This window comes from Ectopseudomonas khazarica, from assembly GCF_004521985.1.
Taxonomy (GTDB): Bacteria; Pseudomonadota; Gammaproteobacteria; order Pseudomonadales; family Pseudomonadaceae; genus Aquipseudomonas; species Aquipseudomonas khazarica.
This window is the reverse complement of the sequence record NZ_SBHZ01000021.1, coordinates 70,148-83,891: the sequence shown is the minus strand read 5'-3', so window position 1 is coordinate 83,891 and position 13,744 is coordinate 70,148. Positions and strand designations below refer to the sequence as shown.

The following is a 13,744-nucleotide window of genomic DNA, read 5'->3' as shown; positions in this document are numbered from 1 at the left end:
ACCCGGCGCATGCTGCCTTCGGCGGCTACAAGAAGTCCGGGGTCGGGCGTGAGACCCACAAGATGATGCTCGATCACTACCAGCAGACCAAGAACCTGCTGGTCAGCTACGACATCAATCCGCTGGGCTTCTTCTGACCGCCAGCACAGCATCTGCTGCTGCATTGGCAGCAGGTCTCCGGCTCGCGGGATCGTGAGCCGGGCATGTACCCAGGGCGGTGCGCTCGCTCCGGCGCGCCGCCCCATTGCCAGGCGAGCAACCCTGTCCGGGTGGGTCTGCAGGCAGCCATGGGCCTGAACGGCAGCAGATCCTTATCGCAACGCGGCTTCGGCCGCGTTTTTTCTGCGCGCCGGTTGCCTGACCCCGGCGTTCCGCCGCTCGACCGTACCTACCAATGCCAGGCGAATCTCCTCCCAAAGTACCATTTGGCCACCTGCCTGGCGGGGGCTTAATGGGGTTGCCGGAATGCCCCGGCTGAATAACAAGAGGACCGCACCATGTGGACTAAACCCGCCTACACCGACCTGCGTATTGGCTTCGAAGTCACCCTGTATTTCGCCAACCGCTGATCGCTCCTGGCCCCGGCTCGACCGGGGCATCCCGCTGGTGACCCGTCATGCATATCCAGATTCTTGGCTCCGCCGCCGGCGGTGGTTTCCCGCAGTGGAACTGCAACTGCCGCAACTGCCGTGGCGTGCGCGCTGGCTCCCTGCGAGCGCAACCGCGCACGCAATCGTCCATTGCCATTTCCGATGATGGCGAGCGCTGGATCCTGTGCAACGCCTCGCCCGACATCCGCGCGCAGATCGAGGCCTTCCCGGCGCTGCAGCCGGCGCGCAAGCTGCGCGACACGGCGATCGCCGGCATCGTCCTGCTCGACAGCCAGATCGATCACTGCACCGGTCTGCTGACTCTGCGCGAAGGCTGCCCGCACGAGGTCTGGTGTACCGAGATGGTCCATCAGGACCTGACCACGGGCTTTCCGCTGTTCAACATGCTCAGCCACTGGAATGGCGGGCTGCAGCATCGCCTGATCGGCCTCGACGCCAAGCCGTTCAGCATTCCGGCCTGCCCGGCACTGAGCCTCACTGCCATCGCCCTGCGCAGCAGCGCACCGCCGTACTCGCCACACCGTGGCAACCCGCATCCGGGCGACAACATCGGCCTGTTCATCGAGGACCGGCGCAGTGGCCGCAGCCTGTTCTACGCCCCGGGCCTCGGCCAGGTGGACGAGCAGCTGCTGAGCTGGATGCGCCGCGCCGACTGCCTGTTGGTGGACGGCACGCTGTGGCGTGACGACGAGATGCGCGTGTGCGAAGTCGGCGACAAGCTCGGCAGCGAGATGGGCCATCTGTGCCAGAGCGGCCCGGGCGGCATGCTCGAGGTCCTCGAAGGCCTGCCGGCGGCACGCAAGGTCCTCATCCATATCAACAACACCAACCCGATTCTCGACCTCGACTCGCCCGAGCGCGCCGAACTGGATGCGCAGGGTGTCGAGGTCGCATTCGATGGCATGAGCATCACGCTGTAACAGGCCGATGACAACAAGACGGAGTGCCGATGAGCCAACCTGCCATGAGCCCTGCCGAATTCGAGCAGGCGCTGCGCGCCAAGGGCGCGCTGTACCACATCCACCACCCGTTCCATCGCGCCATGTACGAAGGGCGCGCCAGCCGTGAGCAGATCCAGGGCTGGGTGGCCAACCGCTTCTACTACCAGGTGAACATCCCGCTCAAGGATGCGGCGATTCTCGCCAACTGCCCGGATCGCGAGACCCGCCGCGAGTGGGTGCAGCGCATTCTCGACCACGACGGTGCCCCCGGCGAGGAGGGCGGCATCGAGGCCTGGCTGCGCCTGGCCGAAGCGGTCGGCCTGGATCGCCAGCAGGTGCTGTCGCAGGAACTGGTGTTGCCGGGCGTGCGTTTCGCCGTCGATGCCTACGTCAACTTCGCCCGTCGCGCCAGCTGGCAGGAAGCGGCCAGCAGTTCGCTCACCGAACTGTTCGCCCCGCAGATTCACCAGTCGCGCCTGGACAGCTGGCCGCAGCACTACCCGTGGATCGACGGCAGCGGCTACGACTACTTCCGCAAGCGCCTGAAGGAAGCGCGCCGTGATGTCGAGCATGGCCTGCGCATCACCCTCGAGCACTACCGCAGCCGCGATGCCCAGGAGCGCATGCTGCAGATCCTGCAGTTCAAGCTGGATGTGCTGTGGAGCATGCTCGATGCCATGAGCATGGCCTATGAACTGCAACGCCCGCCGTATCACACGGTGACCGAACAGCGCCTCTGGCATCGGGGGATCGCGCCATGAGCCAGATGATGACGGAGCCATCCATGACCGCCTCGATCCTGGCCAGCGTACCTGCCATCCGCCGTGGCTTTCGCCTGCAGTTCGAACCGGCCCAGGGCTGCCACGTGCTGCTCTATCCGGAAGGCATGATCAAGCTCAACGACAGCGCCAGCGAGATTCTCCAGCAGGTCGACGGCAAGCGCTCGGTGGCCGAGATCATCGGCAGCCTGCACCAGCGCTTCCCGGACGTACCTGGTATCGACGAAGACATCCTCGCCTTCATGGAGGTGGCCCATGCTCAGTTCTGGATCGAGCTTCGCTAAGCCGGACGTGCAGGTCGGGCCGCCGCTGTGGCTGCTGGCCGAACTGACCTACCGCTGCCCGCTGCAGTGCCCGTACTGCTCCAACCCGCTGGACTTCGCCCGGCAGGGCGCCGAGCTGTCCACTGCCGAATGGATCGAGGTCTTCCGCCAGGCCCGTGAACTGGGCGCTGCGCAGCTGGGTTTCTCTGGCGGCGAGCCGCTGGTGCGCCAGGACCTGGCCGAGCTGATCGCGGCGGCCCGTGGCCTGGGTTACTACACCAACCTGATCACCTCCGGCATCGGCTTGACCGAGGCGCGCATCGCCGAGTTCGCCGAGGCCGGGCTGGATCACATCCAGATCAGCTTCCAGGCTGCTGACGAGGAGGTGAACAACCTGCTCGCCGGCTCGAAGAAGGCCTTCGCCCAGAAGCTGGCCATGGCCCGTGCGGTCAAGGCGCACGGTTACCCCATGGTGCTCAACTTCGTCACCCACCGGCACAACATCGACAACATCGAGCGCATCATCGAACTGTGCCTGGAGCTGGAGGCGGACTTCGTCGAGCTCGCCACCTGCCAGTTCTACGGCTGGGCCGAACTCAACCGTGCCGGGCTGCTGCCGACGCGGGCGCAGCTGGAGCGCGCCGAGCGCATCACCAACCAGTGGCGCGACAAGCTGGCGGCGCAGCAGCACCCGTGCAAGCTGATCTTCGTCACCCCGGACTACTACGAGGAACGCCCGAAGGCCTGCATGAACGGCTGGGGCAACCTGTTCCTCGATATCACTCCCGACGGCACCGCCTTGCCCTGCCACAGCGCGCGGCAGCTGCCGGTGCAGTTTCCCAATGTGCGCGAGCACAGTGTCGAGCATATCTGGCGGCATTCGTTCGGTTTCAATCGCTTTCGCGGCGACGACTGGATGCCCGAGCCGTGCCGCTCGTGCGACGAGAAGGACAAGGACTTCGGCGGCTGTCGCTGCCAGGCCTTCATGCTCACCGGTGACGCCAGCAATGCCGACCCGGTGTGCAGCAAGTCGGCGCGGCATGACCTGATCCTCGCCGCCCGCCAGCAGGCCGAGGCCGCGCCGCTGGGGCTGGACGCCCTGCAGTTTCGCAACGAGAAGGCCTCGCGGATCATATGCAAGGCGTAGACGAGCGCGACCCCGACTCGATCTGGAGTGCCGAGCAGGCCGCTGCCGCCAGCGCCGACTTCGCCGAGCTGCAGGCGGCTCATGGTGGCCTGCTGTGGGTGGCCTTCGATCCTGAACGGGCGCGTTGTGGGCTGTTCTTCTGGCGCGATGGTGCGAGCCGGGAGCTGACGCCAGCAGGGTTCTCCGTGCGCAGCCGGGTCTACGAGTACGGCGGCGGCGCCTGCTGCGCCACCGATCAGGGTGTGGCGTTGGTCAATGAGGCTGATCAGCAGGTCTACCATCTGCCGCTGGCTCCTGCGCAAGGCGAGCCGCAGGCGCTGACGGCAAACGCCAGTTGCCGCTACGGCGACCTGTGCTTCGTGCCTGCCTGGCAGGCGCTGCTGGCGGTCGAGGAAAGTCATGAAGGCGATGCTGTAGTGCATCGACTGGTGCGCATCGGCCTCACCGGCAAGTGCGACGTGCTGGTGGAGGGCGCCGACTTCTACGCGGCGCCGGTGGCCGATGCCGATGGCCGGCGCCTGGCCTGGATCGAGTGGGACCGCCCCGACCAGCCCTGGATCGCCACGCGCCTGTGCCAGCGTGAGTCCGGCGAGCGCACCCGTGTGCTGGCTGGTCAGGCGGGGGATCGATCTCTGCAGCAGCCACGTTTCGACGCGCAGGGGCGGCTGTGGGTGCTGAGCGATCAGGCCGGTTGGTGGCAGCCGTCGTGCGTCGACGAGCGCATGACACTGGACGTCGCACCTGGCGATCACGCCGCGGCGCCCTGGCAGCTGGGCGGGCGCACCTATCTGGCGCTGGAGGATGGCGAGTTCCTGCTGAGCCGTTTCGAGCAGGGCACGGGCGTGCTGGTTGCCTGTGCGCTGGGCGCGAGCGCGACGGGGCATCACGCAGCCGGCGAGCGTCGGCTGGCCACGGGCTTCACGCGTTTCCGTGGCCTGAGCGCGGATGCCGAGTATTTCTATTGCATCGCCGCCGCGCCGGATCGGCTGCCGGCGGTACTCGCCATTCGCCGCTGCGATGGCGCCCCGCAGGTCCTTGCCGGTGGGGCGCAGCCCTTGCCCGCGCCGCTGCTTTCCCGCCCCGAGGCCCTGAGTTGCCCGGTGGGGCAGGGCGAGCAGTGCCACGGCTTCTTCTACGCGCCTGTCCCGGCCGTGACGCGTCCGCCGCTGGTGATCTTCCTGCATGGCGGCCCGACCTCCGCCTGCTACCCGGTATTCGATCCGCGCATCGCCTTCTGGACGCTGCGCGGCTACGCCGTGCTCGACCTCAACTACCGTGGCAGCAGCGGCTATGGCCGCGCGTACCGCCTGCGTCTGGCCGGTGGCTGGGGCGAGCTGGAGGTCGAGGACATCCGCGCCGCCATCGATAGCCTGGTCGACGCCGGGCGTGTCGACCCGCAGCGCGTGTTCGTGCGCGGTGGCAGCGCCGGTGGCTTCAGTGCGTTGCGCGCCCTGGTCGAGCTGCCGGCGCTGCGCGGCGGCGCCAGCCTCTACGGGGTCAGCGATCCGCTGGCCCTGCGCAGGCTGACGCACAAGTTCGAGGCCGACTACCTGGACTGGCTGATTGGCGACCCGCAGCAGCATGCCGAACGCTACCGCACGCGCACGCCCCTGTGGCAGGCCGAGCGCATCCGCGTGCCGGTGATCTTCTTTCAGGGCGCCCTGGACGCGGTGGTGGTGCCGAGCCAGACCGAAGCCATGGTCGAGGCCCTGCGCCAGCGCGGTTTGCCGGTCGAATACCAGCTGTTCGCCGAAGAACGCCACGGCTTTCGCCAGGCTGCCAATCTGGCCAGCGCATTGCGCGCCGAGCATGCCTTCTACCAGGGTTTGCACTGAACGCTGGTCGCATTGCATTAGCCGAGCAATGCAGTAGGCTGAGCGCCATCCATAACAAGAAACTTCAGGCCGTTGTATGAGCCACGATTTGAGTCAGCTGCGCAAGTTCGTTTCTCCCGAGATCATCTTCGGTGCCGGCTCTCGGCACAATGTCGGCAACTACGCCAAGACCTTCGGTGCGCGCAAGGTGCTGGTGGTTTCCGACCCGGGCGTGGTCGCCGCTGGCTGGGCGGGTGACGTGCAGGCGAGCCTGCAGAACCAGGGCATCGACTACTGCCTGTACACCCGCGTGTCGCCCAACCCCCGTGTCGAGGAGGTGATGGAAGGCGCCGAGCTGTACCGCAGCGAGGGCTGCAACGTCATCGTCGCGGTAGGGGGCGGCAGCCCGATGGATTGCGCCAAGGGCATCGGCATTGTCGTCGCTCACGGGCGCAGCATCCTAGAATTCGAGGGGGTGGACACCATCCGCGTGCCCAGCCCGCCGCTGATCCTGATTCCGACCACCGCCGGCACCTCGGCCGACGTGTCGCAGTTCGTGATCATCTCCAACCAGCAGGAGCGGATGAAGTTCTCCATCGTCAGCAAGGCCGTGGTGCCCGATGTGTCGCTGATCGACCCGGAAACGACGCTGAGCATGGACCCCTTCCTCTCCGCCTGTACCGGCATCGACGCCATGGTGCACGCCATCGAAGCCTTCGTTTCCACCGGCAACGGCCCGCTGACCGACCCGCACGCGCTGGAGGCCATGCGCCTGATCAACGGCAACCTGGTGGCGATGATCGCCAACCCGCACGACATCGCCCTGCGCGAGAAGATCATGCTCGGCAGCATGCAGGCCGGCCTGGCGTTCTCCAATGCCATCCTCGGCGCGGTGCATGCCATGAGCCACAGCCTGGGCGGCTTCCTCGACCTGCCGCACGGCCTGTGCAATGCGGTGCTGGTCGAACATGTGGTGGCGTTCAACTACAGTGCGGCACCGGAGCGCTTCAAGGTGATCGCCGAGACCCTCGGCATCGACTGCCGTGGCCTCAACCATGCGCAGATTCGCCAGCGCCTGGTCGAGCACCTGATCGCCTTCAAGCATGCCGTGGGCTTCCGCGAGACCCTGGGGCTGCACGGCGTCGGCACCTCGGACATTCCCTTCCTGTCCAGCCACGCCATGGACGACCCCTGCATTCTCACCAACCCGCGCGAGTCCACGCAGCGAGACGTCGAGGTGGTCTATGGCGAGGCGCTCTGACGAGGCGCTGGCCGGGCTGCTCGGTCTTGGCAGCCAGTCGGCGCGCAAGAGCCATTACCCGGAGCTGCTGGCGCGCCTGGAAGAGCTGGAAGTCGAGCGCAATCGCTACAAATGGCTGTTCGAACACGCCGTGCACGGCATCATCCAGGCCAGCCTGCAGGACGGTGTGCTGGCGGCCAATCCGGCGATGGCGCGCATGCTCGGCTATGACGATCCGCTGCAGGTATTGTGGGCACCGGACGACCTGGCCCGGCACCTGTTCGTCGGCGGCTTCGACGAGTTGGCGTTGATCCGCGACCGCCTGAGCCAGGGGCAGGCGTTGCTCGGCTACGAAACGCGCCTGCGCCGTCGTGATGGCAGCACCATCGACGTGCTGATGAACCTGTTGCTCAAGCCCGAGAGCGAAGGGGTCTTCGAGGGCTTCGTCGCCGACATCACCGAGCGCAAGCAGGCCCAGCAGCGTCTGCAGCTGCTCAACGACGAACTGGAGCAGCGCGTGGCTGCGCGCACCTTCGAACTGCTCGAATCCAACCGTAACCTGCAGCGCCAGATCGAAGAGCGCGAGCGCATCGAACTGGCCCTGCGCGAGGCACGCGATGCCGCCGAGACCGCCAATCGCAGCAAGGACAAGTACCTGGCAGCGGCCAGCCATGACCTGCTGCAGCCGCTGAACGCCGCGCGCCTGCTGATCTCCACGCTGCGTGAGCGGGCGCTGCCGAGCGCCGAGCACAACCTGGTCGAGCGCAGCCACCTGGCTCTCGAAGGCGCCGAAGACCTGCTGGCCGATCTGCTGGATATCTCCAAGCTGGATCAGGCGGCGATCAAGCCGGACGTCGACACCTATCGCCTGGAAGAACTGCTGGCGCCGCTGGCCTCGGAGTTCGAGGGCGTTGCCGGGGCCAGTGGTCTGCGCCTGCGCGTGCAGATCGCCGATTGCGCCGTGCACACCGATTTTCGTCTGCTGACGCGCATTCTGCGCAACTTCCTCAGCAACGCCTGTCGCTATACCGAGGCGGGCGGGGTGCTGCTCGGTTCGCGGCGCCGCGGCGACTTCGTCGAGCTGCAGGTCTGGGACAGCGGGCGGGGCATAGCCGCCGATCAGCTGGACAGCATCTTCCTCGAATTCAATCAGCTGGACGTCGGCCGCGCGGCGGAGCGCAAGGGGGTCGGCCTCGGCCTGGCCATCGTCGAGCGCATCGCCCGCATGCTCGGCTACCCGGTGCAGGTACGCTCGCAGCCGGGGCGCGGCTCGCTGTTCAGCATCCGCGTGCCGCTGGCCCGCCAGCATCCGCTGCGCCAGGTGCAGCCGGCGGCGCAGGCGGTGCTTGGCAATCCGCTGCCGGGGCGGCGCCTGCTGGTGATCGACAACGAAGCGGACATCCTCCACAGCATGGCGGCATTGCTCGGCCAGTGGGGCTGCGAGGTGGTCACCGCGCTGGATCTGCCCGAGGCGCTGGAGAACCTGCAGGGCAGGGCGCCCGAGGTGATCCTCGCCGATTTCCACCTCGATCACGGCGTGCTGGGCTGCGAGGTCATCCAGCAGTTGCGCGAGCGCTTTTCCCGGACGATCCCGGCGCTGATCATCAGTGCCGACCGCAGCGACGCCTGTCGTCACCAGCTGCAGGCGCTGGGGGCGCCACTGCTGAACAAGCCGGTCAAGCCGGGCAAGCTGCGCGCGGTGCTCAGCCAGCTGCTGCAGGAAACCTGAGCGGCGGCGGACTGGTGGTCTGAACCTGAGCGATTCGGATGCTGTCTATTGGCTACCTCATCCCTCAGGAGATAACCACAATGACAATTTCCATGAACCCCGCCATGCGTCGTCTGGCCGCTGTCACTGCGCTGTTTCATCTGCTGCTGGTCGCGCAGATCCCTGCGGCGAACGCCGCGATGATCGGCACTCAGGAGGTGATCGCCGAGCAGCAGCACCAGGTCGACCAGCAACAGCTGATGGCCATGCTCGATGATCAGCAGGTCAAGGACAAACTGGTCGCCATGGGCGTCGATCGCGAGCAGGTCGAGTCGCGTATTGCCAGCCTGACGCCGGCCGAACTGGCGCAGTTCAACCAGCAGCTCGATCAGGCGCCTGCCGGTGCCGGTGTGGTCGGCATCATCGTGCTGTTTCTGGTGATCTTCATCATCACTGATATGCTGTGCGCCACCAACATCTTCAGTTTCGTCAAATGCATCAATCGCTGATCCGCCTCTGCTGTATCGCATCCGTCGTTCTACTCGCAGCCTGCGCGCGGTCTCCGGTGTTATCGCCGGAGGCCCAGCGCCTGCCTGAACGCGTCGAGTTGACCGATGTGCCCTTCTTCCCGCAGGACGCCTATCAGTGCGGGCCGGCGGCGCTGGCCACCATGCTCAACCAGCGTGGCGTGCTGACGACGCCCGGTGCACTCAAGGACAAGGTCTACCTTCCCGGCCGCGAGGGCAGCCTGCAGGTCGAGATGGTCGCCGCTGCGCGCAACCATGAGCTGCTGGTCTACCCGTTGCAGCCGCGCCTGGAAGCGATACTGGCGGAGGTCGCGGCGGGCAACCCGGTGCTGGTGCTGCAGAACCTGGCGTTCGACTGGTATCCCCAGTGGCACTTCGCGGTGGTGGTGGGCTATGACCGCCGCGAACGCACGCTGGTCCTGCGTTCGGCCACCACGCGACGGCTCGAGGACAGCTTCACCAGCTTCGACAAGACCTGGGCGCGTGGCGGTCGCTGGGCGGTGCTGACGCTGCCGCCGGAGCGGCTGCCGGCGCAGGCCGACATGCACGCCTGGATGCAGGCGGCCAATGACCTGGAGCAGACTGGCAACGCTCAGCCGGCACGCCGTGCCTATCGCCGTGCGGCCGAGGCCTGGCCGGAGCAGGCACTGCCCTGGTTCGCCCTGAGCAACAGCCGCTATGCCGATGGTGACCGCAAGGGCGCCGAGCGGGCCTTGCGCGAGAGCCTCAAGCGCCAGCCCGACTTCGCCGCCGGCTGGTACAACCTGTCCCAGCTGCTGGGGGAGCGCAGCTGTGCGGGCGAGGCGCGCCAGGCCCAGGCATGCGCGCAGCGCCTGGCACCGCAGGACGTGCGCTTCGCCGCACCGCCAGAGGTCGCCGGTTCGGCCGGACAGTGCCAGGCCTTGCCGGCCTGTCCATGAGACAAACGAAAACGGCGCCCGAGTGCGCCGTTTTCGTCGATGGGCTGGATCAGACGCCCAGCTTGTCGCGCAGCGTGTAGTACCACGCGCCGATGGCACTGAACGGAACCTGGAACAGGCGGCCGCCAGGGAAGGGGTAGTGCGGCAGGTCGGCGAAGGCATCGAAACGCTCGGCCTGGCCGCGCAGCGCCTCGGCCAGCACCTTGCCGGCCAGGTGCGTGTAGGTCACGCCATGGCCGCTGCAGCCCTGGGAGTAGTAGATGTTGTCGCCGATACGACCGACTTGCGGCAGGCGCGACAGGGTCAGCAGGAAGTTGCCGGTCCAGGCGTAATCGATCTTCACGTCTTTCAGTTGCGGGAAGGTCTTGAGCATCTTCGGCCGGATGATGGCCTCGATGTTGGCAGGGTCGCGTGCGCCATAGACCACGCCACCGCCGTAGATCAGGCGCTTGTCGCCGGAGAGGCGGTAGTAGTCGAGCAGGTAGTTGCAGTCCTCGACGCAGTAGTCCTGCGGCAACAGGCTGGCGGCCAGCTCATCGGAGAGCGGCTCGGTGGTGATCACCTGGGTGCCGCACGGCATCGACTTGGCGGCCAGCTCCGGAACCAGGTTGCCCAGGTAGGCGTTGCCCGCGACCACGACGAACTTGGCCTTGATACGACCTTCCGGGGTGTGCACCAGCGGGTTGGCGCCGCGCTCGATGCGAATGGCCGGCGACTGTTCGTAGATCACGCCGCCGAGCGACTCGACTGCAGCGGCTTCACCCAGTGCCAGGTTCAGCGGGTGGATATGGCCGCCGCTCATGTCCAGCATGCCGCCGATATAGTTGTCGGTGGCGACCACTTCACGGATGCGCGCTGCGTCCATCAGTTCCAGCTGGGTGTGGCCGTAGCGCTCCCACAGCTTCTTCTGCGCTTCCAGGTGGCCCATCTGCTTGCTGGTCAGTGCGGCGAACACGCCGCCGTCCTTCAGGTCGCACTGGATGTCGTACTTGGCGATGCGCTCACGAATGATGCGGCCGCCCTCGAAGGCCATCTGCCCCAGCAGCTGGGCCTGCTTCGGGCCGACAGTGCGTTCGATGACATCGATGTCGCGGCTATAACTGTTGACGATCTGTCCGCCGTTGCGGCCGGATGCGCCGAAGCCGACCTTGGCCGCCTCCAGGATGCTGACCTTGAAACCGTTCTCCAGCAGGAACAGGGCAGTGGACAGGCCGGTGTAGCCGGCACCGATGATGCACACATCGGTTTCCACTTCTCCCTGCAGGGCGGGGCGTTGAGCGGCCTGGTTGGCAGAAGCGGCGTAATAGGATTGTGGGTATGCCGTGTGCGCCATATTGAACCTCTGTTCTTTATTTTTTACGAATGATCGGATGCTACCTGAGTTGCAAATAGCCGGCTAGTGGCTGTGCAAAATATTCAACGATCCTGCCGAACGTAAAAAATTGGACTATTTCAGTAAGTTAGCGAAAAAACTTGTTGACGCCCGAAAAGATCTGCGTAGAATGCGCACCCATCGAAGGCACATAGCTCAGTTGGTTAGAGCACCACCTTGACATGGTGGGGGTCGTTGGTTCGAGTCCAATTGTGCCTACCAAATCGATAAAAAGGGGTCGCCAAGCGACCCCTTTTTTATTGCCCGGATTTTTCGGGTGCTGCATCGCCTTTTGTGTTCTTTGTTGTTCGCGGCGGCTTGTCAGGGCTCAGGCTTTCTGAAAGCATCCGTACTCTTTACCTCCAGTGACTCTGGTTCGGTCTGGTTGGCCCTCGGGCTCCTGCCATTGTTAGGCAGATATACCGCCGAATCGCTTCCTGGCTCATCCCAACCCACGTGACCTTTGGTAGGGGTCACCACTAGGAGAGGAGGCGCCATGCCCATCATTACTCTTCCCGACGGCAGTCAACGTTCGTTCGATCATCCGGTATCCGTACTGGAGGTCGCTCAATCCATTGGTGCGGGTCTGGCCAAGGCCACCCTGGCTGGCAAGGTCAACGGCAGGCAGGTCGACGCCTGCGACGTCATCGATACCGATGCCACCCTGCAGATCATCACGCCGAAGGACGAAGAGGGGCTGGAAATCATCCGCCACTCCTGTGCTCACCTGGTTGGCCATGCGGTCAAGCAGCTGTATCCGAATGCCAAGATGGTGATCGGTCCGGTCATCGATGAAGGCTTCTATTACGACATCGCCATCGATCGTCCCTTCACGCCGGAAGACATGGCGGCCATCGAGAAGCGCATGGCCGAGCTGATCGACAAGGACTACGACGTCATCAAGAAGATGACGCCGCGCGCCGACGTCATCGAGCTGTTCAAGTCCCGTGGCGAGGAGTACAAGCTGCGTCTGATCGACGACATGCCCGATGAAACGGCCATGGGTCTGTACTTCCACGAAGAATACGTCGACATGTGCCGTGGTCCGCACGTGCCGAACACGCGCTTCCTCAAGGCGTTCAAGCTGACCCGGATTTCCGGTGCCTACTGGCGCGGCGACTCGAAGAACGAGCAACTGCAGCGCGTCTACGGCACGGCCTGGGCGGACAAGAAGCAGCTGGCTGCCTATATCCAGCGCATCGAAGAAGCCGAGAAGCGCGATCACCGTCGTATCGGCAAGCAGCTGGACCTGTTCCACCTGCAGGAAGAAGCGCCGGGCATGGTGTTCTGGCACGCCAATGGCTGGACTGTCTATCAGGTGCTCGAGCAGTACATGCGCCAGGTGCAGCGCGAGAGCGGCTACCAGGAGATCAAGACGCCGCAGGTGGTCGACCGCATTCTCTGGGAGCGTTCCGGTCACTGGTCCAACTACGCCGAGAACATGTTCACCACGGCCTCGGAAAATCGCGATTACGCGGTCAAGCCGATGAACTGCCCGTGCCACGTGCAGGTGTTCAACCAGGGGCTGAAGTCCTACCGTGACCTGCCGCTGCGTCTGGCCGAATTCGGTGCCTGCCACCGTAACGAGCCGTCCGGCGCGCTGCACGGCATCATGCGCGTGCGCGGTTTCGTGCAGGACGATGCGCACATCTTCTGCACCGAAGAGCAGGTGAAGAAGGAAGCGGCCGACTTCATCAAGCTGACCCTGGATGTCTACAAGGACTTCGGCTTCACCGACATCGCCATGAAGCTGTCGACTCGTCCGGCCAAGCGCGTGGGTTCCGAAGAGCTGTGGGATCGCGCCGAAGGTGCGCTGGCCGATGCGCTCAACGAATCCGGCCTGGAGTGGGAATACCAGCCGGGCGAGGGCGCTTTCTACGGTCCGAAGATCGAGTTCACGCTGCGTGACTGCCTGGGGCGTAACTGGCAGTGCGGCACCCTGCAGTACGATCCGAACCTGCCCGAGCGTCTGGACGCCAGCTATATCGCCGAAGACAACAATCGCAAGCGCCCGGTCATGCTGCACCGTGCGATCCTCGGTTCCTTCGAGCGTTTCATCGGCATGCTGATCGAACATTACGCCGGTTCCTTCCCGGCCTGGTTGGCGCCGACCCAGGCGGTGATCATGAATATCACCGACAAGCAGGCCGATTTTGCCCGCGAAGCGGAGAAAACTCTCAATCAAAGCGGTTTTCGTGCCAAGGTTGACTTGAGAAACGAGAAGATCGGCTTTAAAATCCGCGAGCATACCTTGCTCAAGGTTCCCTATCTCCTGGTTATCGGGGATCGGGAAGTCGAGACACGATCCGTTGCTGTGCGCACCCGCGAAGGCGTTGACCTGGGGTCAATGCCTCTCGAGCAGTTCGCCGTGCAGTTGCAGCAAGCGGTTTCCCGGCGTGGTCGCCAAGATTTGGAGTAAGAA

General features: G+C 65.1%; 13 protein-coding genes and 1 tRNA gene. 13 read left to right on the top strand and 1 reads right to left on the bottom strand.

Annotated elements, in window-relative coordinates:
• From EPK82_RS22135 to EPK82_RS22085, 11 genes are all read left to right on the top strand, one after another.
• On the top strand, positions 1–137 hold a 137-nt coding region (locus tag EPK82_RS22135; RefSeq protein ID WP_074968520.1), incomplete at its 5' end, for an aldehyde dehydrogenase family protein.
• Between the two features lie 360 nt (positions 138–497).
• Positions 498–569 carry a pyrroloquinoline quinone precursor peptide PqqA gene (gene pqqA / locus EPK82_RS22130; protein WP_080756929.1) on the top strand — a complete coding sequence of 24 codons (72 nt, stop codon included), beginning with the start codon at positions 498–500 and terminating at the stop codon, positions 567–569.
• 47 nt (positions 570–616) lie between these two features.
• On the top strand, positions 617–1,531 hold the full coding sequence (gene pqqB, locus EPK82_RS22125) for a pyrroloquinoline quinone biosynthesis protein PqqB (RefSeq protein WP_134678045.1): 915 nt from the start codon (positions 617–619) through the stop codon (positions 1,529–1,531).
• Positions 1,532–1,560: 29 nt separating this feature from the next.
• A complete protein-coding gene (pqqC, locus tag EPK82_RS22120; protein WP_037055083.1) occupies positions 1,561–2,313 on the top strand; it encodes a pyrroloquinoline-quinone synthase PqqC in 753 nt (250 codons plus the stop codon).
• Between the two features lie 23 nt (positions 2,314–2,336).
• Complete coding sequence (pqqD, locus tag EPK82_RS22115; protein ID WP_134678044.1) at positions 2,337–2,615, top strand: pyrroloquinoline quinone biosynthesis peptide chaperone PqqD; 279 nt, start codon at positions 2,337–2,339, stop codon at positions 2,613–2,615.
• Positions 2,587–3,741, top strand: coding sequence for a pyrroloquinoline quinone biosynthesis protein PqqE (pqqE, locus tag EPK82_RS22110; protein WP_037055086.1), 1,155 nt, complete (start codon positions 2,587–2,589; stop codon positions 3,739–3,741). The genes pqqD and pqqE overlap by 29 nt, the downstream gene beginning before the upstream one ends.
• The gene (locus EPK82_RS22105; RefSeq protein WP_134678043.1) at positions 3,729–5,576 is read left to right on the top strand and encodes an alpha/beta hydrolase family protein; all 1,848 of its coding nucleotides are present in this window, start codon (positions 3,729–3,731) and stop codon (positions 5,574–5,576) included. The genes pqqE and EPK82_RS22105 overlap by 13 nt, the downstream gene beginning before the upstream one ends.
• Positions 5,577–5,652: 76 nt before the next feature.
• Positions 5,653–6,816, top strand: coding sequence for an alcohol dehydrogenase-like regulatory protein ErcA (gene ercA, locus EPK82_RS22100; protein WP_134678042.1), 1,164 nt, complete (start codon positions 5,653–5,655; stop codon positions 6,814–6,816).
• Positions 6,800–8,524, top strand: a complete 1,725-nt coding sequence (locus EPK82_RS22095) for a hybrid sensor histidine kinase/response regulator (protein ID WP_134678041.1) — start codon at positions 6,800–6,802, stop codon at positions 8,522–8,524. Before ercA ends, EPK82_RS22095 begins: the two co-directional genes overlap by 17 nt.
• 80 nt (positions 8,525–8,604) lie before the next feature.
• Positions 8,605–9,012, top strand: coding sequence for a PA2779 family protein (locus tag EPK82_RS22090; protein WP_037055091.1), 408 nt, complete (start codon positions 8,605–8,607; stop codon positions 9,010–9,012).
• Positions 8,997–9,950: a PA2778 family cysteine peptidase gene (locus tag EPK82_RS22085; RefSeq protein ID WP_244230083.1), complete on the top strand. Its 954-nt coding sequence runs from the start codon at positions 8,997–8,999 to the stop codon at positions 9,948–9,950. The genes EPK82_RS22090 and EPK82_RS22085 overlap by 16 nt, the downstream gene beginning before the upstream one ends.
• Before the next feature lie 49 nt (positions 9,951–9,999).
• Here EPK82_RS22085 and EPK82_RS22080 read toward each other — a convergent pair whose 3' ends face one another.
• Entirely contained in the window at positions 10,000–11,283 is a 1,284-nt protein-coding gene (locus tag EPK82_RS22080; protein WP_037055095.1) for an NAD(P)/FAD-dependent oxidoreductase, read from the bottom strand.
• 184 nt (positions 11,284–11,467) lie between these two features.
• On the opposite strand from EPK82_RS22080, the gene EPK82_RS22075 reads away from it, so the two are divergent.
• Together EPK82_RS22075 and thrS are read left to right on the top strand one after the other, a co-directional pair.
• Positions 11,468–11,544 (top strand) — tRNA-Val (locus tag EPK82_RS22075).
• A 274-nt stretch (positions 11,545–11,818) separates the two neighbouring features.
• The gene (gene thrS / locus EPK82_RS22070) at positions 11,819–13,741 is read left to right on the top strand and encodes a threonine--tRNA ligase (protein WP_134678039.1); all 1,923 of its coding nucleotides are present in this window, start codon (positions 11,819–11,821) and stop codon (positions 13,739–13,741) included.
• Positions 13,742–13,744 lie beyond the last annotated feature (3 nt).

Coding starts and splice junctions, on each gene's coding strand:
- pqqB (WP_134678045.1), top strand. CDS start 617: ATGCATATCCAGATTCTTGGCTCCGCCGCCGGCGGTGGTTTCCCGCAG.
- pqqC (WP_037055083.1), top strand. CDS start 1,561: ATGAGCCAACCTGCCATGAGCCCTGCCGAATTCGAGCAGGCGCTGCGC.
- pqqD (WP_134678044.1), top strand. CDS start 2,337: ATGACCGCCTCGATCCTGGCCAGCGTACCTGCCATCCGCCGTGGCTTT.
- pqqE (WP_037055086.1), top strand. CDS start 2,587: ATGCTCAGTTCTGGATCGAGCTTCGCTAAGCCGGACGTGCAGGTCGGG.
- EPK82_RS22105 (WP_134678043.1), top strand. CDS start 3,729: ATGCAAGGCGTAGACGAGCGCGACCCCGACTCGATCTGGAGTGCCGAG.
- ercA (WP_134678042.1), top strand. CDS start 5,653: ATGAGCCACGATTTGAGTCAGCTGCGCAAGTTCGTTTCTCCCGAGATC.
- EPK82_RS22095 (WP_134678041.1), top strand. CDS start 6,800: ATGGCGAGGCGCTCTGACGAGGCGCTGGCCGGGCTGCTCGGTCTTGGC.
- EPK82_RS22090 (WP_037055091.1), top strand. CDS start 8,605: ATGACAATTTCCATGAACCCCGCCATGCGTCGTCTGGCCGCTGTCACT.
- EPK82_RS22085 (WP_244230083.1), top strand. CDS start 8,997: ATGCATCAATCGCTGATCCGCCTCTGCTGTATCGCATCCGTCGTTCTA.
- EPK82_RS22080 (WP_037055095.1), bottom strand. CDS start 11,283: ATGGCGCACACGGCATACCCACAATCCTATTACGCCGCTTCTGCCAAC.
- thrS (WP_134678039.1), top strand. CDS start 11,819: ATGCCCATCATTACTCTTCCCGACGGCAGTCAACGTTCGTTCGATCAT.